Raw genomic sequence first — 26,146 nt, 5'->3', positions numbered from 1 at the left:
CGATAGGGCAGTTCCACCCCGTCCACAACAATCGTGCTGCCGATCTGCGCGGCTTTGCCGAAGTCCTTTACAAGGCGCCGGATCGTCTCCACCGGAATCGTCGTTACCTGAGACGCCTTTTCAACCGTGTATTTCTTGAAATGGTTGCTCATCAGCTCAAAAGCAGGGTGACACTTGACTCCGTTGACCTCATATTCACCGGCCAGAGAGAGATTCGCAGATCCCTCGTCGAAGGGAACCGCCTTGTTCTTATCCAGATCCCAGACCATGGGCTTGTTCGTTTCCTTGTCCCTTACGTAGTGCTGGTCCGGTCCGATCAGGTAAGAACCGTTGGTTTTCGTCTTAATGAATTCCCTGTCGATCAGGCCGTATTCATTAATCATCAGGTTCAGGAAACACAGACCCAGCATACCGTCGGTCCCCGGTTTAATGGGAATCCACTCGTCGGCCTTCCCGGCGCAGGGTGTGCAGATCGGGTCGATAACGACCATCTTCATGCCTCTGGCCCGTGCATCCGCCAGTTTCTTCGCCGAGTTTACAGGAAGGGCATCCAGGATATGCCCGGCCTGGGTTCCCCAGAGAAGCAGGTAGTTGCACTTCTCATAATCGGCCTCCCGGAAAAAGCTCAGATGCCACTGGTAGCAGACATTATGGTACCAGCCGCACCAAGTCGCCCCGCCGAAGTAAAACTGCGCCCCGAAGCCCATCATCAGGGGACCGGCCATATCCAACGATGGGTAATCGAACGAGTTGAGGCACAGTTTGAGGGGGTTCTCTTCCCGGATCTTCTTCAATCGCGGGATGATCATGTCATAGGCCTCGTCCCAGGAAATCTCCTTCCACTTCGGATCGACGCCGATCCCCTTTTCGGGATTCGTCCGCATCATCGGTTTCAGAACCCGGTTGGGGTTATTGAGCTGGAAAGGAGTGGACTGGCTTTTGACGCATATTCTGCCGTAGCAGGGATGACAATCCGGATCCCCCTCTACCCTCAAGAGGACATTATCCTTTGAATAACCAATGAGACCGGTATCCGCCCCCTGACACATGTTACATACCGATTTTACCTGTTTCACACCAAGTTCGTCAGCCAATTTCGTATCTCCTTTCTCTGTCTGGATTTCCAGTTGTGTTGGAATTTTTACGTTTTCTGATGACGTCAACGGACATTCCCGACTGTCATTGAAATTGAATTCTTTAATCATTTTAGGTCATTATTACGGTCATTCAGGCGGAAAACCAGACTTGATAATTCGGTAATAAATGAGTATGTTTTCTACCCATTATCCAATTTGGACAGGTGGGTTCTCAGGTTGGTTCCATGACCGCGGATACCGAGTTTTTTACGCACATTCCGCCGGTGGGTTTCAATAGTCCGTGGCGACAGGCCAAGAATTTCGGAGACTTCCTTGCTCGATTTTCCCTGTTTGACCAGATTGGCAATTTGGATTTCCGAGGGGGTCAGTTCCGAAAACTGATTGTGCAAATGGCTGGGAAAGGAGGAAATAACATCCTTCAAATTTGACGTGATGACACTCAGATATGATGTTTGGATTGTACTTAGCCCGGTTTTTCTTAATTTGTCCAGATAGGGGAAGACCAAATCCTTGATATTGAACATGACATCTTCTTCAAGGATTCTCTTATCCGCTTCAACCCGTTTCAACAACACCCGAAGAGCAACGTTCGCTTCCTCCAGTTTCTGTGACTGCTCAGCCAGTTCTTTTTCCCTTTCATGCAGTTCAGCCACAGCCCTTTTACGATTGCTGATGTCGCTGAAAAAGTAAAAGTAGAACTTTTCGTCATTGATCTCCAGAAAATTCTGGCTGACCTCGATATCAATCATCTCTCCGCTCTTCCGGCGGCATGTCCTCTCGAACCGTTCATGTAGACGAAAGCTCCGCATCTTGCCCTGTTTCTTGTCGGCTGACGTGATAACGCATCCATCAATATCCTTGAGATTCATCTTCATCAGTTCATGGCGATCGTATCCTGTGATTCTTGAGGCGGCCAAATTTGCTTCCTTGATTTTACCCCTCGTATCGGCAATAAAAAACCCATCGAGGGCTGTCTCGAGAATAAGATGATTCTGGAGAATTTCTTCTTCCAACGCCTTCATGGCCTGCTTTTCTCGAGTGATGTCCACCGTACAGACCACAACTTTTTCTCTTCTGCCAGGTTTGGGAAGATAGATGATTTTAGCGAGAATGTTGATTCTGCGTCCATCGAGGGTCTGGTTGATGTTTTCACCCTCAAATGTTTCCTTGCCTTCCGCGAATGCCACCAACTCTTCACGGAAGACCGACATGGATTCGGGCACCAGGGTTCTTTCCAGAGCACCGACCAGTTCCTCTCGGCTTTTGGCGCCGTAAAGGGCAAGCGTGGCCTCATTGAGGGTCACTATTTTGATCAATTTCTGCGCTTTATCGAGAAAATCCGGGTGCTCATCAAAATACCGACGAAAGTCGCTGATCCCCTGCGCCCGGAGTTTGTCAAACGCCGCTTCCAGGGCCGTGACATCCTCTTCCCGAATTGAAACGGGAGCGTAGTCAAAAATCTTGCGGTAACGATCTTCACTTGTCTTCAAGACCACCTCGGCACTTCGCAACGCCGCAAGCTGCTCTTCCAGATTCACTATACGTGACGTCAACCGTTTTTCTCGCCGCTCAGGCATGCCCGTTGCTCCCTTCAGGCTGGGTAATCCGGAACCCGTTGACTGCTCGGATAAACAACCCACCATGGGTTCTATCAAACATTGTGGATAATTTACATATTTTTTAGCGCTTTCGCAACGCAGGGGCAACCTCCTGTCCTGATGACATGGAAAATGTCAAGGTGTAGCGGACAACGTGCAATTACCTGGTGGATTACCGTCATATTTTTTCTAAAAACGATTGCAAATAATAGGATTTTAGCGAGAATAAAACAAGGCAACGCAATGGTCGTAACCAAGAAAGGATTCATTCATGAAAGCTTCGGATTTATTTGTCAGGCAGTTGGAAGAAGAGGGGGTCCTTTACATCTTCGGTCTCCCCGGTGAAGAAAACCTGGACCTGATTGAATCCATACGCAATTCCTCCATCAAATTTATCGTAACCCGCCACGAACAGGCAGCAGCTTTCATGGCGGCGGCGCACGGCAGGCTGACCGGGCGGGCGGGCGTATGCCTGTCCACCCTCGGACCGGGTGCGACCAACCTGGTTACTGGAATCGCCCACGGTCAGTTGATCGGGGCACCGATCATTTCCATTTCAGGGCAGAAGGCACTGCGCCATAACCGCCAAGGCAAGTTTCAACTGGTGGATATTGTTTCCATGATGAAACCGATTACCAAGATGGCCGTCTCTATTATGGATGCCGACATGATTCCGACCATCATCAGAAGCGCCTTCAAAACGGCGGAACAAGAACGACCGGGCGCAGTCCATATCGAATTTCCGGAAGATCTCGCCGGGGAAAGAACAGATGCCGCCATTCAGAAACGCCAGGAATTATACAACCCCGCGCCGGACCAGACCATCCTGGACCGGGCCGCCAAAATGATTCGACAGGCCTCAACGCCGCTTATCTTCATTGCAGGCGGGGCAAACCGTCCCCTTATATCCCGGGCTTTGTTCGATTTCATCCAGCAAACGGGCATCTATGTCGTCCATACCCAGATGGGGAAAGGTATCATCCCCGATGATTGTTCAACCAGCCTCTTCGCCACGGGCATCCATCTGCGTGATTATGTTCACTGCGGCATGGACCGGGCCGATCTCGTCATCACCATCGGGTATCACCCCGTTGAATACCCGCCCTCGATCTGGAACGATTCAGTGAACAGGACGATCATCCATATCGGCTTTGCCCCCTCTGACACGGATCCCAACTTGAACCCAAACCTCGAGATCATCGGAGACATTGCCACTACCATTCGCGAGCTGGGGAAAAGGCTGCCTGAAAAAAGAAGCTTTCCCGTTTTCGCTAAAACGCGGGCAATCATTCAGTCTAAAATAGATGCCGACATCCTAAACACCTGGCCACCGCCCCCTCAAACCATCGTCCGCAAAGTAAGGGAAACGCTGGGAAGAGGAGATATCCTGGCTCTCGACAACGGCATTTATAAACTTTGGTTCAGTCGTCTTTATCCTACCTACGAATCGAATACGCTTCTGCTGGATAACGCCCTAGCGACCATGGGCGCAGGATTGCCGACCGCCTTGGCAGCGAAAATGCTGGCACCGGAGAAGAAAGTCCTTGCCGTCTGCGGTGACGGCGGCTTCATGATAAACTCGCAGGAACTGGAAACACTCCGTCGCTGCGATCTCCCCCTGGTGATACTTATCCTGAACGATAACGCCTTCGGCTTCATTAAGTGGAAACAAAGACAAAAAGGCTTTCCCCCCTTTGTGACGGATTACGGCAACCCCGACTTTGTGCGATACGCGGAAAGTTTCGGCATTACGGGATACCGAATCAAAAGAGGCGATGATCTGGCTGCGGTCCTGTCCGACTTCTTCGCGTCCGACAACCCTGCTGTTATCGAATGTCCCGTTGACTACTCGGTAAATTACGACACCTTTTCCGTAGAGTTGGGTAATCTTGTCTGCCAAGTATAATCTGTAAACCAGAGCAGTGATCAACCCTTCCAGTCTAACGGATACCTTATGCACTTTGCCTTTGCAACACGGCATCACCCGATTGGGTGAAGAGAAATTCTCGAATGGTTATCGGGCAAAGCTAACCCATACGAGAACCAGAAGAAGAGCCGGCAAAAAGTTTCCCACCCTGATACGGGTGACATTCATCAGATTCAACCCGATCCCGATAATCATGATTCCTCCGGTGGATATTACGGGATGCAACACGGCAGGATCTTTCAAAAAAATAAGATACGAGGCGGATATTGTGATCGCCCCCTGCACGATAAGTACGGAAAGGGCCGAAAAGGCAACGCCAATGCCGTAGATAGAAGCGAAAGCGATCGAAGCAATACCATCCAGAATCGCTTTCAGAAAAAGGGTCGACGTGTCGCCGGAAATACCGTCCTGAATGGACCCGACAATGGTCATAGGGCCTGTCAGATAAAGAATCGATGTCGTGACAAAACCATGAACAAAGGTTGTAGAGTCGGACGCAAAGTTTTTTTTCAGCCTTTCAGCGCCCTTTTCAATCCATTTTTCGACATTGATCCATTCGCCGAGGACACCACCGCACAAAAGGCATCCGACTGTCAGCAGGACCTCGCTGCCGGCAACAGCCATGCGAACCCCGATGAGAATCGTAGCCAATCCCAAAGCCTGCGTCATGATCGTACGAAACCGTTCGGGAACATATTGCCCCAAGGCAATTCCCAAAACGCTGCCGATCAGAATGGTGCCGCAATTCACAAGAGTGCCCTTCATGGAATCGACTCCTCTCCGTATGAACCTGCCGGATTACCGGAGATGTTCGGGAGATTGATTACATGCAAATCTGGAACGGACATTGTGTTTTGCTCCCTGAAACCCGGAGTTGAAGGAATCCTTCTTTCCTGTAACATGGTATGGAAAGGATTTTCCCCGTGGTGTCGCAGGGACATGAAAACGGGTCCGTACCGTCGTAAAATTTGCCCCTCCCCTATTCCGATACGCCGCATCATTTCCAGATCCTCCAGCATAGGCACCCCGGATCGCCTTGAAAGGATAGCCATGGATATTCCCCCGTCCCCATAAGACATGCGGAAGAGAGAAATGCACGGCGCCGTCAATTGTTAATAAGAACATAAATGAAATAACAGCCTACGACGGTCCGGATCATGTTTTTCTCGTCAATTGCGGATAAGATATGGCCCTTGGAATAACGACCCGCAACGATGATTTCAGATGATGGAGCGACCTGCCTTGACCGTGGCGTGGATGCGGTGAATGCCTCGATTGATCGCTTCTCCTCTCTGCCAAATGGGGATAATAACAAATCCTTGAGTGTTTTTGGCATTGTCCCTTCCTGCGAATTGGGTTGCCATTTCCCATGAAAGCTCATAAACTATACCTGCTATTTTTTCAAACCCCTTTTATATGCGATTAACCGGCATTTTACTTGCTCGAGAATTCTCCGGGAGAAAGAAGAGGTCCGCATGAAAGGTCCTATCGGCATCCTGATTTACGGGTACAATCGGGAGAACGCGCTTCAGATCGGAAAAACGCTTGACCGTGTATTAAAGGATTCCATCTTCGTCATCAGTGCCTCGGGTAAGAGCAATCGAACGATCGCCGATATTCTTGACAGCGGTCCCGATGATTTTTACGAGGACAGGACGGACAAGATGATCATGTTTCTCGCTTTTAACAAGGAACAGATTGATGCGGCCCTGAATGGTTTTCCGTCGCCGGAGATCGAAAGGCCCATCTTCTGCGGTCTGACCGCCCAGAATATTCAATGGCCGCTGAACCGTCTGTTCGAACACCTCAAGGATGAACACCGACAGTGGACGCGAGACAAACTATCTCCCAAAGAGGATCCATAGACCATGGCGCGTATTGAACTGGAGGTACCGGAAAAATTCATGTTCGCTACGGAAATTTCCGTTCGGATCAGCGATATTAACTACGGAAACCATCTCGGGAATGATGCGGTTCTTGCACTTCTACACGAGGCGCGTCTTCAGTTTTTCAAGCGGTACGGATTCAAGGAATCCGATATCGGCGGTCCCGGGATTATCATGGTTGATTCAGTGATCACCTATCTTTCCCAGGCGTTCCACGGGGATGTCCTGCTGATTGAAATCACCGTTTCGGATCTCGATAAATATGGGTTCGACCTCTTCTACCGGATGACCAACGTCAAGACGGGCAAAGAGGTGGTCCGGGCCAAGACCGGCATGCTTTGCTTCGACTATACGAAAAACCGGGTGGTTTCGGTTCCAGAAACCTTCAAGGACATCATATCGAACTGCATCCCCACTCCCTGAAACAGTCCTGGCTGTGGCCCCATAAGAGGGAGCAAGACAGGGACCTTTTCAGGTGATGAACCGGCCGTATGACATGAAAACCATTTCATTGATTTACTGAATCAAGCACATGTCACCGGTCATGCAATAGTGTACCAGTACTGGTCATGAAAACGGATCATGAAGAAAAATTAAATTTATGGACGATGCTCGGGCCTTTCAACTGATCGATGAAATCGATGCCAAACTGATGGAACTTGTCAAGGACCAGCTTTTCGATCCTGACATTTTCATCATTCTGGACAACCTGGAGGCTGACCGCCGGGCCATCAACGCAGCCCGGGATAAGATCGGCGAAGCTCTCTGGTTGAGGCTACACGATATTGCCGGTTCCGTTTATACGGGAAACCTGAGGCGCGGCGAGGCGTCAACCTTTTACGACGTCATCTCCCGCCTAGGCACACAGCAGACGAAAGTCATGATCATGCAAATAGGCTTCCAGCTGTTCGCGAACTGGGATCCGGAGGCCGAACGACTTTTCGCCCGCAGTTTCGCCACATCTGTCATGGCCGGCATACTGGCTTGGCAAATGGGGTTTCGGGGCATTTCCGCCCAGCGAGCGGAACTGGGGGGACTGTTTCTGGAAATCGGGCGGCAAATGATGGCGCTGTACAAAAAGACAATCGAACCCGAATCAGAGGAAATTGACGAAACTTTTACTGAGACATATCATCCTTATCTGGCGGTTAAGATCATCAAACAGTTCGGCCTTCCGGATTTTCTTCAGACGATTGTTCTGGCCCAGACGGTTATTCTGGAGGAAAAGACGGTTTCACTGCCCGGGGTGATTTACTTGGCCCGGGATATGGTTCGCGCGAGTTTCCTTAAATACGGCAATCGGTTCGTTCTCCGGTGCCACCCCCCCCGCCCCGGCACCGACGTGAGTCGTACCCTTGAGGCGATGATCCGGGACAAGTTCCACGCAGCCGGCTTGGACAATTATTTGATTTTATTGCGGTCACCGCGAATCCATGAATTATAGCCGCCGAAGGCCCTCACTACGATGCGTGGGGCGACAACAATGAGTAACACGGAAATCCGCCGAGGCACGGCGTGATTGCCTCCTCCGCAAAGCAACCTGCCAACAAAAATCTCCCCGAGCGCTACGGACGGACTCTTCTGTTTTGTCCTGCCAGCAGACCTCGGGGAAAGCCCGAAGTAACCTATCTGAGGGGTGTTCCTTCCAGTCGGACAATCAGAGGAATTTGCGGTTCAAAGCAAACGTTCTCATCAAAACTCATTTCACCGGCGGCCCCTTCAGGCGACGGATCATCTCCATGGGGTCTGAAGTGGGGGTGGAACAGGTCTGATCGACGCATACATAAGCCGTCGCCTTACGGTCTATCATAGCCATATCCCTCACATAAGGCGCCAGTTCAACAAGGAGCGGGTCCATCGCACCGGCAGGTCGGAACAGGACAACCAACCTCGGCAAGTAATAACTGTTCAAGGTTTCACACATGATTCGGGTGTCTTCCCTCCCCGGCACGCCGACAATGACGACCTTGGAGGATGGCCCGGCCAAAAAATCGATGGCTGTCATGAATTGGGCGCACCCCCCCGGCATCTGACGAATCGCCCCGGCAACGGATCGAAGCAAAAGACTGGCTCGCTCCTCCAGGTCGTGCCGCCCCGTCATTTTTCCCAAGCGGATCAGGTTCAGGGAGGCCACGGCGTTACCGGACGGGATAGCGCCGTCGTAAATCTCTTTTTGCCGCAGAAGGAGTTTTTCCCCATCGGCGGGGGTGAAATAATAGGCTCCGCGTTCTTCATCCCAGTAACACCGAATCAGATCGTCATTCAGTTCCAGGGCCGTGTCCAGCCACCGCGGATCAAAATCCGCTTCATATAGTTCGATCAGACCCCAGATAAAGAAAGCGTAATCGTCAAGACTGCCCGGCATGGCCGCCTCACCATCCCGCCAGCGATGGAGAAGCCGTCTGTTCCTGTCCCTGAGATGGTTCAGAATGAAATCCGCTGCTGACTTCGCCGCATCGAGGTAGGCTTTTTTACGGCAAACCCGGCTGCCCCGTGCCAGGGCGGCGATCATGAGACCGTTCCAATCGGTGAGGATTTTGTCGTCCCGATGGGGACGGCTCCTTTTCTCCCTGTGTTTGAAGAGTATTTGGGCGATGGCTGCCGCCTTTTGGCGGAGCGCATCCTCCGTCATTTTCAGCCTGGCCGCCAGATCCGCCAAATTCTGTTGACGATGCAGGATATTATATCCGGTGTACCCACCCTTCAGCTCGTCGGTGTAATTTCCCTGCGGTTCGACGGCAAAATAGTGTGTGGCAACCCTGGCGTCTTCGTGAGAAAGGAGCTCCTCCAACTCACGCTGAGTCCATAAATAGAATTTGCCCTCCTCGCCTTCGCTGTCGGCGTCTTCGGCGGAGTAAAAACCACCCCGCAAATCCGTCATATCCCGAAGTACGTAGGCAAATATCTTCTCCGCGACCTCGGGAAAAAAGACATTCCCGGTCACTTGAAAGGCTTCCGTGTAAGCCAGGAATAAAAGGGCCTGATCGTAGAGCATTTTCTCGAAATGAGGGACAAGCCATCTGGGATCGGTGCTGTAACGATGGAAACCGCCTCCCAACTGGTCATGGATGCCGCCAGCTGCCATAGCCTGCAAGGTTTTTTCCGCCATGCGGATCGCTTTGGCTTCACCGGTCCGGCTGCCGTGGCGGAGCAGGAAAAGAAGCTGGTGCGGCATGGGGAATTTGGGGGCGGTACCGAAACCACCGAAGAGGTCATCGAACTGTTCCACCAGTTGGGCCAATGCTTGGTTCTGGACATCCTGGGGCAGCCCCCCATCGGAAGAGGCGTGCCAAACGTGATTGAGGGAGGCGACAATCTCCTCGGCGGACTGACGGAAACGTTCGGAATTGCCACGCCATGATTCGGCAATACGGGATGTAAGATCCATCAAACCGATACTGTCGGAGCGGCTTTCCTTGGGTATATAGGTGGCTGCAAAAAAAGGAGCCTTTTCCGGTGTCATGATGATGGTCAGAGGCCAGCCGCCCTGTCCCGTCAGCATCTGGCAGGCGGCCATATAGACTTTATCAATGTCCGGCCTCTCCTCTCGGTCCACCTTGACGCAGACAAAGGTTTCGTTCAAGAGTGCCGCCACGACTTCATCCTCGAAGGACTCACGTGCCATGACATGACACCAGTGGCAAGTGGAATAGCCAATGGACAAGAATACAGGCTTGTTCGCTTCCGCAGCCAGAGCAAACGCCTCCTCCCCCCAGGGCTGCCAGTCCACGGGGTTATCCGCGTGCTGGAGCAGATAGGGGCTTTTCTCCCGATCGAGCCGGTTTCTCCGGTGTTTATGGGTCATATCGGTTCCTTTTGCAAACGAGAGATCAATGTCCGGATACCTTTTCGGCTGTCCCGGGAGAAATGGAAACGGATCACCCGGCGATCCCGGCTTTCCAGGGCACGGGCGTCCCCTTCAGCCTGGGCCAATTGAAGGATGCCGAAAGTCAGGGAGGCCCCCGGACCTGTCATAGAGTCGGGGATGGGCAGATCCACAGGGTTGTCCCCCGTGAACTGGATAAATAATCCCCTGCCGTCATCGCCCTTGTGAAGCTGACCGGTCGAATGAAGAAAACGGGGTCCATAACCAACAGTTGTCGCCACAAGGTACCGGTTGCGAAGAAGCAGGCGTAGTTCATCCAACATTTCCGTCAGATGGGGTTCCTGGGGCAAATAGGTCTGGAGAGCGATATAATGTCCTTCCGCCGCGGAACGTAAAAAAGTGATAAGGGCGTCCCCGGCATCGGAGGCATATGGGATCTTACCGTAAATGGAAATATCTCCATCGACTAGCACCGGTTTTTCCACGGACGGGGACTGAAGCTGTGCGATGACTGCCCGGGTAAACCGCTTGGCCGTCTCCACATCGGGCTGGTCAAAGGGATTCACTTGCAGTACGTATCCGGCCACAGCGGTCGCCACTTCCCAGACGTACATCAACTCTCCGAGATCCTGGAGGTGATCGATCACCATCTCCACAACCGGTTGTCCCGCGTTGTTTAAAATGGCGAGACCGGTTGCGGGTGCTTCGCCTCGAAGGCTCAGTCCGATAAAAAAACGATCCCTTCCATAATCTCCGGGTGCCCCGAGAGGTTCTCCGACAACGGGCAGAATGCCCTTTCCTTCCTTTCCCGTGCTTTCGGCGATCAACTGTTCAAGCCAGTCACCAAAGGGCAACAACGCCGGAGAAAGAACGAACGTCGCCTTGTTGCATCCCGATTCGGCCATTACCCCCAACATGGCGCCCACTTCCACACCGAGTTTGACGACAGGGGATAAACGTTCGTCGGTCCATTCCAGAAGTGAGCTGATATCTGCTCCGACGAGAGCCGCCGGAACAAGGCCGAAGACGGACAGGGCAGAAAAGCGTCCACCGATGTCGGGGTCGCCGTAGAAAATCCGCCGAAATCGCTGTGCCATGGCGATACCGACAAGGCTGCTCCCAGGGTCCGTGATGGCGACATAATGCAGCCCCGCATGTTTCTCGCCCTGACGGCTTGCCGTCCGTCGGTAAAAAAACTTCATGGCCGACAGGGTTTCCACGGTGCCCCCGGACTTTGTGGACACAACGAACAGGGTCTTTTTTGTTTCAGTCCAGGCGCCCAGGGCCGCAATCGTCGCCGGCGCCGTCGTGTCACACACAGACAGGTCGAGATACCCCGCCCTGCTTCCCAGAATTTTCCGGAAGATCTCCGGGGCCAGACTGGATCCGCCCATGCCCAAAAGGAGCACCTGCCGATACCCGTCCGCCAGGACACGGGATACAAAGGCCTCTACCTGGGGGAAATGATCTTTGAACACACCACCGCTTCGCAGCCAACCGAGGCGGTTGACAATTTCCTCAGGACTTGTCTTCCAGACAGTATGATCCCCTTCCCACATCCGCTCGACAACCCTGCGTTCCCGTATCTCCGCCAGAGTGTTTTTCCAGGACGAAACGGCATGACCCAAGGCGACATGGACAAGCTTCACTGCCACGCTACGCTACTACCTCCACCAACAATTTTGGGATCAATTGATGGGCCATAGTAAGGGAACAGCCCCCTAATTGCAAGGGTGACTTCCTATGACGATTTGCATAGGAATCGCTTCAAATAAAAAAATAACAGGGATGGTTGAAATCACTGACTCATCATTGAATACAGCCTGACGTCGTCTTCCCACGGAGGGGGTACACACCTTTAATCCCGACCGTTTTTAAGGAAAAGGGAACCGCCTCCCCCCTGATTCCCCGGGGAAATGTCACTGGCCCTATGTGTTTTCAGGAAAGCCCACCGCACAAACGGAGGCTAATACCCTGGGCATGGCTATTTTACAGCGATAGGGTGGTTTTCCGTTTTTTTCGCCACCTCACGCAGGAGGCCATTGATGCTGCGGAGCAGGGGAAGCATTTCCTGCTGGTCTTTCAGATAGTACAGGGCTTCACTCTGCCTCTGTGGGCCGATCCGGACCGTAAAAAGAGCATCCATCCTGAGCCGAAACACATCTTCGTCCGTCAGGTCATCCCCCGCGAAGAAAACTTTCCTGTAATCTCCCCGCCGCATGAGTTCGAGGACGGCCTCTCCTTTGTCCGGTGCCTCCTCAGGGAGCAGGTTGACAACACATTTCCCGCCCAGGCGTTTGGGTTTCGGATTGAGCTGATCAACCGCCCGCAGGACAAGTTCCTTGGCCGGTAATCGCTGGAGCGCGTTTCGGTAATGTATGGAAAGCGAGTTTCCCTTGTTCTCAATCACAATACCCTCTTCAGCGGATTGGGGAAGAATCGAATGTAACTGGTCATCCCATGCCCGTACGAGGCTGCGGAATGTATCCGGTCGCTTCTCCCATCCGGGAACACCTTCCGCTCCGTGGTTCCCCACCAGATAATCGGGCATGAAGCCCAGATGCCCCTGTGCGTCTTCGCGAGACCGACCGGTGATCACGGCAGTGGCGGCCCGTGTCTTTAAGTCATTCAATTCCCGCTTCAACGCCATCGATATTTCAATCTGCTGCGGATCATCCACGATGGCGGCCAGCGTACCATCCAGATCGAACGCAAACAGCGTCGCCGCATCGATAAACGTTCTCAGGGCACGCAGTCCGGGCTTGCTGAAAAGGTAAATCTGCCTTTGGGAATGATTCATAGGGGACGCCCGATCCTCACGGATAGTTTTTCCCGTTGCCGAATCCGCCCCGCGTCAATCAGCATTCTACCCGCCCATCGGTAGATATTGAAATCACGAACCCGGGCCCGCATGCTGCGCATGCGTTCACGTTGCTCGAAATCCGGCATCTTTAACGCCTGAAAAAGCGCTTCGGCCATCTGTTCGATATGATACGGATTGACAATCAGGGCTTCGTGCAACTCATTGGCCGCTCCCGTAAACTGGCTGAGCAGGAGCACACCGCGCTCATCATCCCGAGCGGCCACATACTCCTTGGCGACGAGGTTCATCCCGTCGTGCAGGCTTGTCACCAAACACACGTTTGCCGCCCGATAATAGCGGTTCACTTCCTCAGGTTCATGTTTCTCGACCTTAAGCCAAACCGGTCGATAAGCCTGTCGCGAAAAACGATGATTAATTTTTTCAGCCATAGCGCGGACCCGCTCGTCCAGGTATTGATAATCTTCCAGTACGGAACGGGACGGCGCCGCTATTTGAATGAAGGTAAACAGGCCGACCAATTCAGGGTGCTTTTCCAGCATGTGCTCCACAGCTCGGAGGCGTTCTAGAATTCCCTTCGTATAATCCAGTCGGTCCACACCCAGGGCGATCAGGCCGTTCTCATCCAGGCTCAGCTTTTCCCGTATCTCCGTAAGGCAGGACTCCACCGATGGCTGAAGTTCCTGCCAGGCGGGGGGCCATTGAATGGAAATGGGATAGCTTTCCACCAATGTCAGTATGTTGTTGTGAAAAATGGTCGATGATTCATGTTCAATTCTCGTTTCAAGATAACGGTCAACCGTTTCCAGAAAGTTTTTACAGTGGAACCGCGTGTGGAAACCTATAATGGTACTGCCGAGCATCCCCTGCAGCAATTCCTCCCGCCAAGGGCAAATGCCGTAAAATTCAGCATTCGGCCAGGGAATATGCCAGAAAAAAATGACCGTGGCTCGGGGTAGACGCTGGCGGATCAGTTCGGGAAGCAACGCAAAATGGTAGTCCTGTACTAAAACAACGGGATCATCACTGTCCGATTCTTCTACAACAGCGTCGGCAAACCGCTGATTAACCGTCACGTAATGCCGCCAGTCCTCTGTACGGAAAACGGGTCTCACATGGGCGATATGGCACAAAGGCCACAGTCCTTCATTGGCAAAACCATAATAATAACCGCTTTCTTCCTCTTCCGTCAGCCAAATCCGCCGCAAGGTGTAATCCGCATCGCCTGCGGCAATGGAAACATGGTCGTGCTCATCGACTACGTTACGGTCAGCGCTTCCGCTTCCGTGGGCAATCCATGTCCCCGAACAGGCACGCAGGACGGGTTCAATTGCCGTAACCAGGCCGCTCGCCGGATGTCTGATTTCGATCCCGGATGGCCCTTGGACATGAATATAGGGCTCCCGATTGGAACCAGCCAGAATTTGATCCCCGCTGAAATGAGTCTGGAGAAGCCCCCTCAGGGTGTCCGGTGTCCAGGTTATTGTGGCGTCATCGGCAAAACGCCTTTCCTCATCCAATGTTCGCAGAAGCGCTCGCAGATCACTGGCCAGAGGCTGTAATTCAGCACCCGGCAAGCGAGCGAAGGGGCGGAAAATACCTTCGCCGCGCAACATGGCTCTAACCCCCTCCATCCATCCATGCCAGCTCAGATGAGCGACGAAGACGGTGATCATGGATACCACCACCCCCAGCAATACAAAGAGGACCACGATGTACTTTTTTGTATCGGCGCTACGCCTTTCGATAAAACTCATGTCATGCACCAAAACCAGCGTACCTGCCGGAGCGTCTTCATCTTTCAACGGATTAAAAGTAACGTGGAGTAAGCCCTGTGACAGCTTAAGGAGCGTGTATTTTGTCCGGTCATCGGCTGCGGGGATTTCGCAGGAAAGGTCTTCTGGAAAAGTCTGGGTCCGATAGATCAGCTTTCCATTTTCGTTGCAATAACCCAGTGCAAAAAGTCTCTCGTCGCGCATCGAGCGCGCAAAGAGTGCGTTGATTCGGCTTTTGTTTCTCTGTTTGACCAGCTCGACAATTGATTCTTCCAGCGTTCCGGCAACAAGCTGGGAACGCATATCGAGATCGCGGAGAAACCAGCGGAGGGTTAATTTATCGACCAAGGGAACAATCGCATAGGCCAAGAGGAACAGAGCAATCACGAGGGGTATGATGAAACGCAGGGAAAGCTTAAGGGAGCGGGCAAACAGGAGTCGTCTGAATAAGGTTTTCATCTTCTCCTCGCCTCTGCTTTTAAAACGCACTGTCCCAGCGCCGGCTGAGACGAATGGCCGAGTTGATCATACCGACCATACTGTACGTCTGGGCAAAGTTACCCCATAATTCACCCGTTTGCGGATCGATATGCTCGGAGAGGAGCCCGTGTCCATTCCGTTTCGCCACCAGTTTTTCGAAAAGGGCACGTCCCTCCTCCATGCGTCCGAGAGCGGACAATGCGTAGATATACCAGAAGGTACACGCGAGAAAAGCATTCTCCGGAACACCGAAGTCATCGGCATCGACATAACGATAAATATAATCTCCATGTCTGAGTTCCCGTTCAATCATCGTGACGGTCTTCACAAAACGCGGGTCATCCGCCGCCAAAAAACCCAGATCATGAAGCAGAAGCACACTCGCATCCAGCGTATCCTCATCGAAAGCCGCAGTGAAGGATTGTTTGCGATCACTCCACGCTCTGTGGCAAATTACCGTGTGGATATGATCCGCCCTTGTTCTCCAATACGCAGCACGATCCGTCAGTGTCAACACGGAGGCAATCCTCGCCAGCCGATCACAGGCTACCCAGCACATCACCGAGGAAAAAGTGTGAACACGAAGCATGCCACGAAATTCCCAAATCCCCGCGTCGGGCTGATCGTGAACGGCAAAGGCCGCCTCGCCCAAAAATTCCAGACGCCGAAAAAGCGCCTCGTCACCCCGGCGGATTAATCTGTGATCGAAGAAGACATGGGCCACCGCCAGTATGGCTGATCCGTACACATCGTGCTGGGTTTGGGTATAGGCCTGATTTCCAACCCTCACAGGCCCCATCCCCCTATATCCGGGCAGAGAATCCAGTTCCATTTCATCGAGTTGCGCCCTCCCGTCAATACCATACACGGGCTGGACACGTCTGCGGGGATCACCGGCAATGACATTCACAAGAAAACCGATGTAGCGCTCCAAAGTGGGTGTCGTGTTAAGACGGTTCAATGCATTGAGAACAAAGTAGGCGTCTCTCAGCCAACAGTATCGATAATCCCAATTTCGTGAAGATCCCGCCGCCTCGGGAATAGAGGTGGTCATGGCCGCGATGATCGCACCGGTGTCATCAAAAGTGTTCAGTTTTAGGGTGATGGCGGAACGGATAACCACATCCTGCCACTCAAAGGGGATTCCGATGTCTCTGACCCATTCATGCCAATACTGCAGCGTTTCATTCAGAAAGCGCCGGGTCAGTTCACCGATCGTATCCGGAATGGTCTCGTCGGAACTGAAGATAAGGCTGATGCTATCCTGCAGAAAAAAGGGGGTTTCGTTGAGGATCGGTGTCAGGGACATGTCTGTCGTAAGCCTCAACACTCCGTCGGGAGCAACATAGCGGATGTGGTGGCTTCCATAGGTGACGGAACAGGCGTGTCGCCCATATCCGTATGTGGGCCTGACACGGATGCGCACACGCGGCGCGCCATGGAGTCGCTTGACGTAGCGGATCATCATCATGGGCGTAAACATGCGACCGTGTTGCCGGAAGCGGGGAGCAAAATCCGTGATTTCCACCACGGCGCCTTTCCTGTCCGTCAACCTGGTGACAAGCACTGCCGAATTGGTCAGGTAAAACTGTTCCGTTCCGGTCAATTCTTCGAGCTCAATCGTACAATAGCCTGTGCTTTCACCAGTATCGTGTTCCCGTAACAGGGAGCAGAATATAGGATCGCCGTCAAAACGGGGCAGGCAACTCCAGACAATCTCTCCTGCCGGGTTGATCAGCGCTCCGATCCGGCAGTTTCCAATCAACCCCAACTCAAGAGAATTGATCATGCGACAACTCCTTCTGCCAGTATACTGTGGAATTCATAGCGCACTTCAATTGATTAGTAAAGGGGCAAGGCCTCCATTCGGGGTCACAACCGGAGGGAGCCCCTGCCGCCTGTTTGGATAAGTGGGGTTTTTACCGACACGATTCCGGGCGAATCAGAAGGACCGGACAATGGGCGTCGTGCAGGACTCGCAGCGCAACACTTCCGAACATAAGTTTTTTCATGCCGGTGTATCCATGGGTACCGATGACGATCAGGTCTGCGCCCTTCTCCGTGGCATAGTTCACAATAACATGCGGCGTTACCCCTTCCAGAATCTCCGCCCGGACGGGCAGACCATCGGCAGCCAATTGATCCTTGAGTTCCTGCAGGTACTTTGTCGCTTGCTCCAGACCAGCATCTTTAATGGCTACATAATCAATTCCCTCGACCCAGGTCGCTGGAATGTCCACCACATTCAAGAGGACAATCTCTTCAACGAAACCGCCCCGGACAAGATCCCGCACATAAGGCAACGCGCACTCCGCCAATTCGGAGCCATCCAGAGGTACAAGAATTTTCTTAAACATTTCCCTCACCTCCCGTCATGTTTACCTCACCATCCTGTTTCCCTTTTATCCGCCCATCGATTTATTTTAATCTAATTCCTCACGCCTCAAAGTCAAATTGACCGACACGATTTTTCCCCGGACCAACGCCCATGGTTGAGCCACAAGCCAACCCGATATTTCCCTCGTCTCCTTAGAGGAAATATCTCCCCACTGTCGGCTCGAAACCAAAATCAGCCTTGTCATCACCCCCGATATCTGATAGTCCGGTTCGGTATGATGAAATGCATCCTGACCGTAACGGCCCTGACGGGGCAGCTAAAAAATCTCCTTGAAGAAACCTTCGATCCGATTCTGGTGGAGGGAGAAATCTCGAATCTTCGTCGGCCGGCTTCGGGCCACACATACTTTACGTTGAAGGACAATCAGGCCCAGATTCGTGCAGTCTGGTTCAAGCCCTTTCCCGGTACTCAACTCACGCCAAGCTCCCGCCGGATGGCCTGCGACCTGGAGGAAGGTATGCTGGTCGTCTGCCGGGGACGCATCAGTGTCTATGCGCCCCGCGGCGAATACCAGATCGTCATCGACACGGTTGAACCCAAGGGAACCGGAGCCCTTCAGAAGGCATTCGAACAGCTCAAGGCCCGGCTTCATGCAGAGGGGCTCTTTGACGAGAGACACAAAAAAGAAATTCCCTTTCTGCCTTCGTGCATCGGCGTCATTACCTCGCCGACAGGCGCCGTAATCCGGGATATTTTACAGATCACGAAACGCCGTTTCCCCTCCGTCTCCCTACTGCTGGCCCCGGCACGTGTTCAGGGTCCGGAGGCGGCCCCGGAAATCGTCCGGGCAATTCAAGACATGGTCGCCTTCGGTCGGGCTGATGTCTTGATTCTAGCAAGGGGAGGCGGTTCCCTGGAAGATCTCGCCCCATTCAATGATGAAACCGTGGCCCGGGCGATTCACGCCTGTCCCGTTCCCATCATCTCGGCTGTGGGACATGAAACAGATTACACGATTGCCGATTTCACGGCCGACCTCCGGGCACCCACTCCCTCCGCGGCGGCAGAACTGGTGGTTCCTTCCAGAGACGATCTCGCCGGAACGCTTTTTGACTTGCGTCACCGTATGATTCGGAGTCGCGCGCATATGGCCGAATCACTGAACCGTGAGGCAACCTTGCTCCGGGAAAAGCTTAAAAGTCCCCGCTGGATGATAGACGACTATCGCCTGTCTCTGGACGACTACGATGACCGAATGAAGGCCCGGCTGTGCCAACAACTGGCGCACAGTGCCGCACATCTGCACCATTTGAAGATTCGCCTTGCTCAGGGTAGTCCCCGGACCGGCCATCGACGGATCGGTTTTCTCCTTGAATCCTCAACCGGAAATATGATAGCCGCTATGCGACGTCGGATTGTCGACGCCCGCCAGACCCTGAAACGTAACATATCTCTCCTGGACTCGCTGAATCCCCTTGCGGTCCTCAATCGCGGTTTCAGCATCACACTCCGGCGCCAGACAAAGGAAATTATTCGGGAAGCCGCTCAGGTCCGGGTGGGAGAGGAATTGATGATATACCTTGGGAAAGGGCAACTGACAGCATCGGTGAAATCCCGTGAAGAGGACAATGCGAGATACTTTTTTGCAAAACCGGGCCGGATGAATAAACGAACTGAAGAAAGGGACAGGTTTGATTCCGAGATAGACCTTCCGGAAAGATAACGAAATCATGGGAAAAGACACATTTGAAAACAATATGACCCGACTGGAAGAAATCGTCAAAAAACTGGAGAGCGGAGAGCTTTCTCTGGAGGATTCCCTCAAAGCCTTCGAAGAGGGAATCAAACTATCCCGTTTATGCACGAAAAAATTGAACGAATCGGAAAGAAAAGTGGAAATTTTGTTGAAGCAGGAAGAAGGCTTGGCCAGCACATCGTTTTCAGAAGAAGTTTAGCCGGGCCATCCCCGTCCGATGCCATTCCGGGCCCACCGGAGATCTTAACGGGACAAACGGCCTGAAAAGAAGGGTTTTATGAATTTAGACAGTTATATCATCGAACACAGGAAAAGGGTTGACCATGCACTCCAGGAATATATGCCGGCCGAGCACACATATCCCACCATCATCTTTCAGGCTGTTCGTTACAGCCTGTTTGCCGGCGGAAAAAGAATCCGTCCCATTTTGTGCCTGGCCGCGACAGAAGCGCTTGGCGGAAACGCTGACGCGGTGTTGCCGGTTGCCTGTGCCTTGGAGATGATTCACACCTACTCCCTCATTCACGACGACCTGCCCGCCATGGACAACGACGATTATCGGCGCGGTATCCTGACCAATCACAAGATCTTCGGCGAAAACATAGCGGTCCTGGCGGGGGATGCTTTGTTGACGGAGGCTTTTTGTCTGTTGTCCCACCCGGACCATTTAACGGAATTCAACCCGGCGACACGGATTGATATCATTCACGATATCTCCGACGCGGCCGGTTTCTTCGGCATGATCGGCGGCCAGGTCATGGATGTACAATCGGAGGGTAAGGAATATGATATGTCCACTCTTCAGTATATTCATTCCCGGAAAACCGGAGCCATGATTGCCGCATCCGTACGATCCGGCGCACTGCTCACTGGCGGCAAACCGGAGGAAATCAACGCCCTCATCCACTATGGAACACAAATCGGTCTTGCTTTCCAGATTGCCGACGACATTCTGAATGTCGAAGGTGAGGAAAAGCGCATCGGGAAAAGCATTGGAACGGATAAAAAAAGAGGGAAAGCCACCTACCCTGCCCTGGTCGGCATCGAAGCCTCCCGGCAGAAGGGACGGGAACTCATGACCGAGGCTCTGTCCGCCATTGCACCATTGGACGAAAAGGCAGAACCGTTACGGATGATTGCCCGGCATATTATCGAGCGTGACTCTTAGATCGACATCGGGATGAAATCGACGACTCGCCGCCTCGCAAGGGTACATGAAGGCACAAAGATGAAAAGGAACCCCAGTGCCGAAATAACACGGGAACTCTCCCAGGGGTCGCTTCTCGAGCGCGTCAACCGCCCGGAGGACCTGAGAAAACTGAACGTCGACGAGCTCCACCGTCTGGCGGAAGAAATCCGGATCAAAATTGTACACACCGTGGCACGTACGGGGGGACACCTTGCCTCTTCCCTGGGAGCCGTCGAATTGACCCTCGCCCTGCACTATGTTTTTGATACACCCAAGGATAAGTTGATCTGGGACGTGGGGCATCAAGCCTATGCCCACAAGATCATCACCGAACGGAAAGAGGTTTTCTCCACGCTTCGCCAGCGCGGCGGGATCAGCGGTTTCCCAAAGCGGGCGGAGAGTGTTTACGACGTCTTTGACGTCGGTCACAGCGGTACATCTATCTCCGCAGCATCGGGCATCGCCGAGGCACGATGTCTGAAAGGAGAAGCTTTCAAAGTCATTGCCGTAATCGGTGACGGCTCCATGACCTCCGGCATGGCTTACGAAGGCCTGAACTGGTCGGGAGACCGACACAAGGACCTGATCATCATCCTCAACGACAACGAAATGTCCATTTCACCGAACGTGGGCGCCATGTCATCATACCTGAACCGGGTCATGACGGGTCAGACCGTGATGAAACTGAAAAACGAAATCAAGCATTTTCTGAAAACCATTCCCTCTGTAGGACCCCAGGTCCTCAAGTTCACCCAGCATGCCGAAGAGTCACTAAAGACCTTCTTTATCCCTGGAGCACTTTTCGAGGAACTCGGGTTCACCTATGTCGGCCCCCTGGGAGGTCACCGTCTGGATCATTTGATAAAAAATCTCATAAATATAAGAAAAATGGATGGGCCCATCCTGGTCCATGTCATCACAAAAAAGGGGAGGGGGTACCTGTTCGCGGAGCAGGAGCCTCTCAGGTATCATAGTGCAGCGCCCTTCGATGTGGAAACAGGCAATCCCCTGGTCCAGGCCAGCACCGTTCCCACCTACACACAGGTGTTCGGGGATACCCTCATCGGGCTTGCCGATGTCAATAAAAAAATCGTCGCGATCACTGCCGCCATGTGCGAAGGAACGGGACTGAAACGTTTCGCCGGCCTTTACCCGGACCGTTTTTTTGATGTCGGCATTGCGGAACAGCATGGGGTCACCTTTGCCTCCGCTCTCGCCACGGAAGGCATCATTCCCGTTGTCGCCATTTACTCAACTTTCCTTCAGCGGGCTTACGACCAGATCATTCATGACGCCTGCCTCCAGAAACTGCATATCGTTTTTGCTCAGGACAGGGGCGGCCTGGTGGGTGACGACGGTCCAACCCACCACGGTCTGTTTGATTACTCCTTCTTGCGGTCGATTCCCCATATGACCGTTATGTCCCCCAAAGATGAAAACGAACTGCGCCATATGCTGAAAACGGCGGTTGAAGCGGACCACCCGGTTTCCATCCGTTATCCCCGCGGCAGGGGTGCGGGGGTTCCCCTCTCCGGAGAACCGGAGGTCATTCCCATCGGCAAAGGCGAGGTTCTGCACGATGGCAATGACCTGGCAATCGTGGCCGTCGGATCCACGGTACTCCCAGCGCTTGCCGCAGCGGAGGAGCTGGCAAAGGAGGGTATCCATGCCACCGTCATCAACGCCCGCTTCGTCAAGCCGCTGGATGAGGCGCTTATTTCCGGGGCAGCCATCGCCTGCCGGCGTCTGATCACCGTTGAGGAGAATGTCCTCATGGGAGGTTTCGGCAGCGCCGTCCTTGAAATGCTCCAAGAAAAAGGAATTACGCATATCCAGGTCATTCGTATGGGGATTCCAGATGAATTCGTTGAACATGCCACCCAGGCAGAACTGAGAAGCATTTACGGCCTTGACAGGGAAGGAATCATCGCGGCGGCCAAACGAATTACGAGACCGGCACTTTGACAAAAAAAGGAAATAAAGTCAGATTGGACAGAATGCTGGTGGACCGGGGATTGACAGCCTCCCGGGAACAGGCGCGGGCATTGATTCTGGCAGGACGGGTTCTGGTCGATGGTTTCAAAATAGACAAGGCGGGGAGTCCCGTATCCGTAACGGCGGAGGTGCGCGTAACCGGCGATCTTCATCCGTATGTAAGCAGAGGCGGCCTGAAGCTTCGGGGCGCCCTTGACGCCCTGGGGCTTGACGTGTCGGGATTGACCGTTCTGGATGTCGGAGCTTCAACGGGCGGTTTTACGGACTGTCTGCTCCAGTCTGGAGCCATCAAGGTCTATGCCCTTGACGTCGGTTACGGTCAGCTCTCCTGGAAACTTCGCACGGATAAGCGAGTCGTTCCCATCGAACGCACCAACATACGTTATTTCGACGGAACGGGCATCGCGGAACCCCTGGATATGGCAACGGTGGATGCATCGTTTATCTCTCTCAAGGTGATCCTCCCCAAGGTGGTAAGCCTTCTGCGTCCCGGCGGGCTCCTTTTGGCCCTGATAAAACCTCAATTTGAAGTCGGTCGCGGACAGGTCGGTAAACGCGGTGTGGTGTCCGACCCGGCCCTGCACCAGGCCGTAGTCGAAGGCTCCATTTCCCTTTGCAGGCAGTTGAACCTGGGGGGAATCACCACCTGTGAATCACCTTTGCTGGGACCGGCGGGCAACCGGGAATTTTTTATTCACGCGCAACGGCCGAAAGAATAAGACAAACCCGTTCCACTCGACCGGAGGAGAAGGGACGAACGACATGGCGGTAATACTGGCAAAAACGGCTGGCTTCTGCATGGGAGTCAAACGGGCCGTGGACATCGTTCTGGAAATCGCCCAAAAGGGCGACCAACGCAGGATTTACACCTATGGCCCTCTCATCCATAATCCTCAGACGGTGGAACTTCTGAGAAAAAGGGGGGTCTTCCCCATCGAATCCATTGACGATATAGATGGCCCGGACAACAGCGTCCTCGTTGTCCGGGCACATGGCATTTCACCTGAAGAAAGAAAAGCCATACGTGACAAAGGTGTCACCATCGTCGATGCAACATGCCCAAAAGTCGCCCATGTACAATCCATCATCAAAAGGCACGCGGAACGTGATTACACGACGATCATTGTCGGTGATCGGGAACACCCGGAGGTGAACGGCCTGCTTGGCTATGCTGGAACAAAAGGGATTGTGCTGTCCCATGAAAGGGAGGTGTCCGATCTGTCCGCTGACGCCAAAATTTGTGTTGTGGCTCAAACAACACAAAATCTCGATCGATACGACCGGATCGTCGACGCCGTCCGTAAGGAATTTCCGGAAGCGGTCGTCTTCAATACGGTCTGCGATTCAACAGAGCGTCGGCAGACCGAGATTAAGGAACTGGCTGCCGTTTCGGATGCCATGATCATTATCGGCGGGAAAAATAGTGCCAACACATGCCGTCTGACCGAATTATCGGAACAGGAAGGGAAACCGACCTTTCATATTGAAACCGTGGAAGAGATGATGAGCCATCCCCTGGCGGCTTACGGCAACATCGCCGTTTCCGCCGGGGCCTCGACACCGAACTGGATCATCAATCGGGTGGTGGATACTCTGAGAGAACGAACCGGCCCTTCCCGTCGCCTTATGAGCCTCTGGGAGTTGGCCATCAAGGCGGAATTGTACTCCGCTTTCGGTGCGGCCTGCCTGTCCTACACCGGGATGCTTCTCCAGAGACTGACTCCCCGTCCGGCCGCCATCCTGGCCATGGCCCTGTACGTTTTCGCCATGCACACCCTGAATCGCTTCATCGACCGAAAGACCAGCACCACCATCGGGTCTTTTCGGGAGGAAACATATCGGACACACCAAAAATTGTATATCGGTGCGGCCCTGATATCGCTGGGGGCTTCTCTTTTTCTCGCGCTGACTCTGAGCATGAGTTCCTTTCTCTTACTCCTGACGATTTCGGTCCTCGGTATTTTGTACAACACGCCGATCCTACTCTTTCGCGGTCACTGGCTCAGACTCAAAGACCTGCCGGGTTCCAAAAATTTATCGGTCGCCCTCGCCTGGGGGGCTGTCGGGGCCATATTGCCGGCCCTGATCGGAAAACCGGCATTTTCACCGGCCACGGTCGTCGCTTTCCTGTTCATTTTCGCCGTCGTCTTCATCCGTTCTTCCATGTCCGATCTCCTGGACATACAGAGCGACCGGCTCATCGGCCGGGAAACAATTCCTGTTGTGATCGGGGAAAAGCGTACCCGTCATCTCCTGACCGGCGTTGCCCTGATAACGGGACTGATGCTCGTTGTTTCTTATACGCTCGGATGGTCCCCCTTCCTTTCGGTCGTTCTGTTCATCTGCTTATTTTATATATTGATATGCTTCAAACTTTGTGATAGGAAATCCGGATTTTCAGGAGTTGTCCTGGAGGGGATTCTGGAAACCGTTTACATCATAACCGGGGCGGCCTCGTTTTTATGGGTTGCCGTTTCATGGTTCCGGGCCTGATCAAACGCAAGGGGAAACATCCATGTACAGGAAGATGGTTTTTTTTACGCTGTCATTTCTTTTGGTTGTATCGCTTATCGGTTGCGGCGGCCTTCGATACAACATGTCGACTCCGGAGGCGAAAGGTTTTCATCCAAAACGAATTGGAATCCTTCCGGTTTCCGTGGGCTCATTCGCTGAAGCACGGGGTGTCATCGATCAAACGATTCTCACCGCCCTGGTTGAACGGAAATGGTTTACAAGGGTGGTCTCCATCGATACGTTGATGCGGAAAGGGGAAACCGATAGAGAGTTGGAAGACGATGTAAGCGCCTACCTGAACAAGTTGGAAAACCTGAATTATTCCGACCCGGAATTGAGCCGTAAAATCGGGGATTTTTCTCAGGTTGATGCCCTGCTCATCGTCAGCCTCGATTATTGGAATTATTTAAAAGATGAAGATACCAAAATTGCGAAGGTTGGCTTGGGCATCCGGATGGTGAATGCCGAAACCGGCAAGTTGGTATGGGAAGCCCGTCATATTCAGGCGGATCGATTTCTGGTTGCCAGGCCGGGACTTCCCGATGTAGCAAAGAAACTGGTCAAAACAATGGCGAGGCATATGCCCCGCTGACAACCAGCTATAAAAGCGAGGGGAGGTTTAAATTCATGAAGGAAAAAGTACAGCAGATCATCGAGCAGATCCGGCCCAGCCTGCAGGCGGATGGGGGTGATGTTGAACTCGTCGATGTCAGCACGGACGGCGTCGTGAAAGTCAGGTTGAAAGGAGCCTGCAGCGGCTGTCCCATGTCGCAGATGACGCTCAAGATGGGGATTGAAAAATATATGAAAAAACAGATCCCCGAGGTAAAAGAGGTGATATCAGAAGGTTGACGAACGGAAGAGGCCATGATCCTTTCCACGTCCATAATAAAATTGATAAGGAGAAAATGAAATGGCACATGAAATTACAGATGATTGTATCT

Annotated in this window: 21 protein-coding genes; 12 read left to right on the top strand and 9 right to left on the bottom strand. The window is 53.0% G+C overall.

Features of this window, described 5'->3' with window-relative positions; all coding sequences use genetic code 11:
* Positions 1–1,094 (bottom strand): molybdopterin-dependent oxidoreductase (locus GX147_01200; protein ID NLN59327.1); only part of this gene is annotated, 1,094 nt, incomplete at its 3' end.
* A 182-nt stretch (positions 1,095–1,276) separates the two neighbouring features.
* Complete coding sequence (locus GX147_01195; protein ID NLN59326.1) at positions 1,277–2,674, bottom strand: PAS domain S-box protein; 1,398 nt, start codon at positions 2,672–2,674, stop codon at positions 1,277–1,279.
* 292 nt (positions 2,675–2,966) lie between these two features.
* On the opposite strand from GX147_01195, the gene GX147_01190 reads away from it, so the two are divergent.
* The gene (locus GX147_01190) at positions 2,967–4,601 is read left to right on the top strand and encodes an acetolactate synthase large subunit (GenBank protein NLN59325.1); all 1,635 of its coding nucleotides are present in this window, start codon (positions 2,967–2,969) and stop codon (positions 4,599–4,601) included.
* 108 nt (positions 4,602–4,709) lie between these two features.
* Here the strand turns inward: GX147_01190 and GX147_01185 are convergent, their stop codons facing one another.
* A complete protein-coding gene (locus GX147_01185; protein NLN59324.1) occupies positions 4,710–5,387 on the bottom strand; it encodes a DUF554 domain-containing protein in 678 nt (225 codons plus the stop codon).
* Between the two features lie 710 nt (positions 5,388–6,097).
* Here GX147_01185 and GX147_01180 point away from each other — a divergent pair.
* The 3 genes from GX147_01180 to GX147_01170 all read left to right on the top strand — a co-directional run bounded on the left by GX147_01180 (position 6,098) and on the right by GX147_01170 (position 7,952).
* A complete protein-coding gene (locus GX147_01180) occupies positions 6,098–6,487 on the top strand; it encodes a DUF3783 domain-containing protein (protein ID NLN59323.1) in 390 nt (129 codons plus the stop codon).
* Between the two features lie 3 nt (positions 6,488–6,490).
* Positions 6,491–6,931: a thioesterase gene (locus GX147_01175; protein ID NLN59322.1), complete on the top strand. Its 441-nt coding sequence runs from the start codon at positions 6,491–6,493 to the stop codon at positions 6,929–6,931.
* 178 nt (positions 6,932–7,109) lie between these two features.
* Positions 7,110–7,952, top strand: a complete 843-nt coding sequence (locus GX147_01170; GenBank protein NLN59321.1) for an HDOD domain-containing protein — start codon at positions 7,110–7,112, stop codon at positions 7,950–7,952.
* A 255-nt stretch (positions 7,953–8,207) separates the two neighbouring features.
* Here the strand turns inward: GX147_01170 and GX147_01165 are convergent, their stop codons facing one another.
* From GX147_01165 to GX147_01140, 6 genes are all read right to left on the bottom strand, one after another.
* Positions 8,208–10,313, bottom strand: a complete 2,106-nt coding sequence (locus tag GX147_01165) for a thioredoxin domain-containing protein (GenBank protein ID NLN59320.1) — start codon at positions 10,311–10,313, stop codon at positions 8,208–8,210.
* A complete protein-coding gene (locus GX147_01160) occupies positions 10,310–11,989 on the bottom strand; it encodes a glucose-6-phosphate isomerase (GenBank protein NLN59319.1) in 1,680 nt (559 codons plus the stop codon). Before GX147_01160 ends, GX147_01165 begins: the two co-directional genes overlap by 4 nt.
* Before the next feature lie 329 nt (positions 11,990–12,318).
* Entirely contained in the window at positions 12,319–13,134 is an 816-nt protein-coding gene (gene otsB, locus GX147_01155) for a trehalose-phosphatase (GenBank protein NLN59318.1), read from the bottom strand.
* Complete coding sequence (locus GX147_01150; GenBank protein ID NLN59317.1) at positions 13,131–15,389, bottom strand: trehalose-6-phosphate synthase; 2,259 nt, start codon at positions 15,387–15,389, stop codon at positions 13,131–13,133. Before GX147_01150 ends, otsB begins: the two co-directional genes overlap by 4 nt.
* A 19-nt stretch (positions 15,390–15,408) precedes the next feature.
* Positions 15,409–17,199 (bottom strand): glycoside hydrolase family 15 protein, encoded by a 1,791-nt coding sequence (locus tag GX147_01145; GenBank protein NLN59316.1) that lies wholly within the window; start codon positions 17,197–17,199, stop codon positions 15,409–15,411.
* A 130-nt stretch (positions 17,200–17,329) separates the two neighbouring features.
* On the bottom strand, positions 17,330–17,767 hold the full coding sequence (locus GX147_01140) for a universal stress protein (protein NLN59315.1): 438 nt from the start codon (positions 17,765–17,767) through the stop codon (positions 17,330–17,332).
* Positions 17,768–18,022: 255 nt separating this feature from the next.
* Between GX147_01140 and GX147_01135 the strand changes: the two genes are divergently transcribed.
* The 8 genes from GX147_01135 to GX147_01100 all read left to right on the top strand — a co-directional run bounded on the left by GX147_01135 (position 18,023) and on the right by GX147_01100 (position 26,054).
* On the top strand, positions 18,023–19,471 hold the full coding sequence (locus GX147_01135; GenBank protein NLN59314.1) for an exodeoxyribonuclease VII large subunit: 1,449 nt from the start codon (positions 18,023–18,025) through the stop codon (positions 19,469–19,471).
* A 7-nt stretch (positions 19,472–19,478) separates the two neighbouring features.
* Positions 19,479–19,703, top strand: a complete 225-nt coding sequence (locus GX147_01130) for an exodeoxyribonuclease VII small subunit (protein ID NLN59313.1) — start codon at positions 19,479–19,481, stop codon at positions 19,701–19,703.
* Positions 19,704–19,781: 78 nt separating this feature from the next.
* On the top strand, positions 19,782–20,672 hold the full coding sequence (locus GX147_01125) for a polyprenyl synthetase family protein (protein NLN59312.1): 891 nt from the start codon (positions 19,782–19,784) through the stop codon (positions 20,670–20,672).
* A gap of 60 nt (positions 20,673–20,732) precedes the next feature.
* Positions 20,733–22,658, top strand: coding sequence for a 1-deoxy-D-xylulose-5-phosphate synthase (locus GX147_01120; protein ID NLN59311.1), 1,926 nt, complete (start codon positions 20,733–20,735; stop codon positions 22,656–22,658).
* 32 nt (positions 22,659–22,690) lie between these two features.
* Complete coding sequence (locus GX147_01115; protein NLN59310.1) at positions 22,691–23,407, top strand: TlyA family RNA methyltransferase; 717 nt, start codon at positions 22,691–22,693, stop codon at positions 23,405–23,407.
* A 43-nt stretch (positions 23,408–23,450) separates the two neighbouring features.
* On the top strand, positions 23,451–25,181 hold the full coding sequence (ispH, locus tag GX147_01110) for a 4-hydroxy-3-methylbut-2-enyl diphosphate reductase (GenBank protein NLN59309.1): 1,731 nt from the start codon (positions 23,451–23,453) through the stop codon (positions 25,179–25,181).
* Between the two features lie 22 nt (positions 25,182–25,203).
* The gene (locus GX147_01105) at positions 25,204–25,794 is read left to right on the top strand and encodes a hypothetical protein (GenBank protein ID NLN59308.1); all 591 of its coding nucleotides are present in this window, start codon (positions 25,204–25,206) and stop codon (positions 25,792–25,794) included.
* Positions 25,795–25,829: 35 nt separating this feature from the next.
* Positions 25,830–26,054 carry a NifU family protein gene (locus GX147_01100; protein ID NLN59307.1) on the top strand — a complete coding sequence of 75 codons (225 nt, stop codon included), beginning with the start codon at positions 25,830–25,832 and terminating at the stop codon, positions 26,052–26,054.
* Positions 26,055–26,146 lie beyond the last annotated feature (92 nt).

This window comes from Deltaproteobacteria bacterium (genome assembly GCA_012522415.1).
Lineage (GTDB): Bacteria > Desulfobacterota > Syntrophia > Syntrophales > JAAYKM01 > JAAYKM01.
Note: the sequence above shows the minus strand (reverse complement) of the source record. Positions and strands in the feature narration are given on the sequence as shown.

What these genes read in the sequence shown, in the direction of transcription:
- GX147_01195 (NLN59326.1), bottom strand. Translation starts at nt 2,674, where the DNA reads ATGCCTGAGCGGCGAGAAAAACGGTTGACGTCACGTATAGTGAATCTG.
- GX147_01190 (NLN59325.1), top strand. Translation starts at nt 2,967, where the DNA reads ATGAAAGCTTCGGATTTATTTGTCAGGCAGTTGGAAGAAGAGGGGGTC.
- GX147_01185 (NLN59324.1), bottom strand. Translation starts at nt 5,387, where the DNA reads ATGAAGGGCACTCTTGTGAATTGCGGCACCATTCTGATCGGCAGCGTT.
- GX147_01180 (NLN59323.1), top strand. Translation starts at nt 6,098, where the DNA reads ATGAAAGGTCCTATCGGCATCCTGATTTACGGGTACAATCGGGAGAAC.
- GX147_01175 (NLN59322.1), top strand. Translation starts at nt 6,491, where the DNA reads ATGGCGCGTATTGAACTGGAGGTACCGGAAAAATTCATGTTCGCTACG.
- GX147_01170 (NLN59321.1), top strand. Translation starts at nt 7,110, where the DNA reads ATGGACGATGCTCGGGCCTTTCAACTGATCGATGAAATCGATGCCAAA.
- GX147_01165 (NLN59320.1), bottom strand. Translation starts at nt 10,313, where the DNA reads ATGACCCATAAACACCGGAGAAACCGGCTCGATCGGGAGAAAAGCCCC.
- otsB (NLN59318.1), bottom strand. Translation starts at nt 13,134, where the DNA reads ATGAATCATTCCCAAAGGCAGATTTACCTTTTCAGCAAGCCCGGACTG.
- GX147_01150 (NLN59317.1), bottom strand. Translation starts at nt 15,389, where the DNA reads ATGAAAACCTTATTCAGACGACTCCTGTTTGCCCGCTCCCTTAAGCTT.
- GX147_01145 (NLN59316.1), bottom strand. Translation starts at nt 17,199, where the DNA reads ATGATCAATTCTCTTGAGTTGGGGTTGATTGGAAACTGCCGGATCGGA.
- GX147_01140 (NLN59315.1), bottom strand. Translation starts at nt 17,767, where the DNA reads ATGTTTAAGAAAATTCTTGTACCTCTGGATGGCTCCGAATTGGCGGAG.
- GX147_01135 (NLN59314.1), top strand. Translation starts at nt 18,023, where the DNA reads ATGATGAAATGCATCCTGACCGTAACGGCCCTGACGGGGCAGCTAAAA.
- GX147_01130 (NLN59313.1), top strand. Translation starts at nt 19,479, where the DNA reads ATGGGAAAAGACACATTTGAAAACAATATGACCCGACTGGAAGAAATC.
- GX147_01125 (NLN59312.1), top strand. Translation starts at nt 19,782, where the DNA reads ATGAATTTAGACAGTTATATCATCGAACACAGGAAAAGGGTTGACCAT.
- GX147_01120 (NLN59311.1), top strand. Translation starts at nt 20,733, where the DNA reads ATGAAAAGGAACCCCAGTGCCGAAATAACACGGGAACTCTCCCAGGGG.
- GX147_01115 (NLN59310.1), top strand. Translation starts at nt 22,691, where the DNA reads ATGCTGGTGGACCGGGGATTGACAGCCTCCCGGGAACAGGCGCGGGCA.
- ispH (NLN59309.1), top strand. Translation starts at nt 23,451, where the DNA reads ATGGCGGTAATACTGGCAAAAACGGCTGGCTTCTGCATGGGAGTCAAA.
- GX147_01105 (NLN59308.1), top strand. Translation starts at nt 25,204, where the DNA reads ATGTACAGGAAGATGGTTTTTTTTACGCTGTCATTTCTTTTGGTTGTA.
- GX147_01100 (NLN59307.1), top strand. Translation starts at nt 25,830, where the DNA reads ATGAAGGAAAAAGTACAGCAGATCATCGAGCAGATCCGGCCCAGCCTG.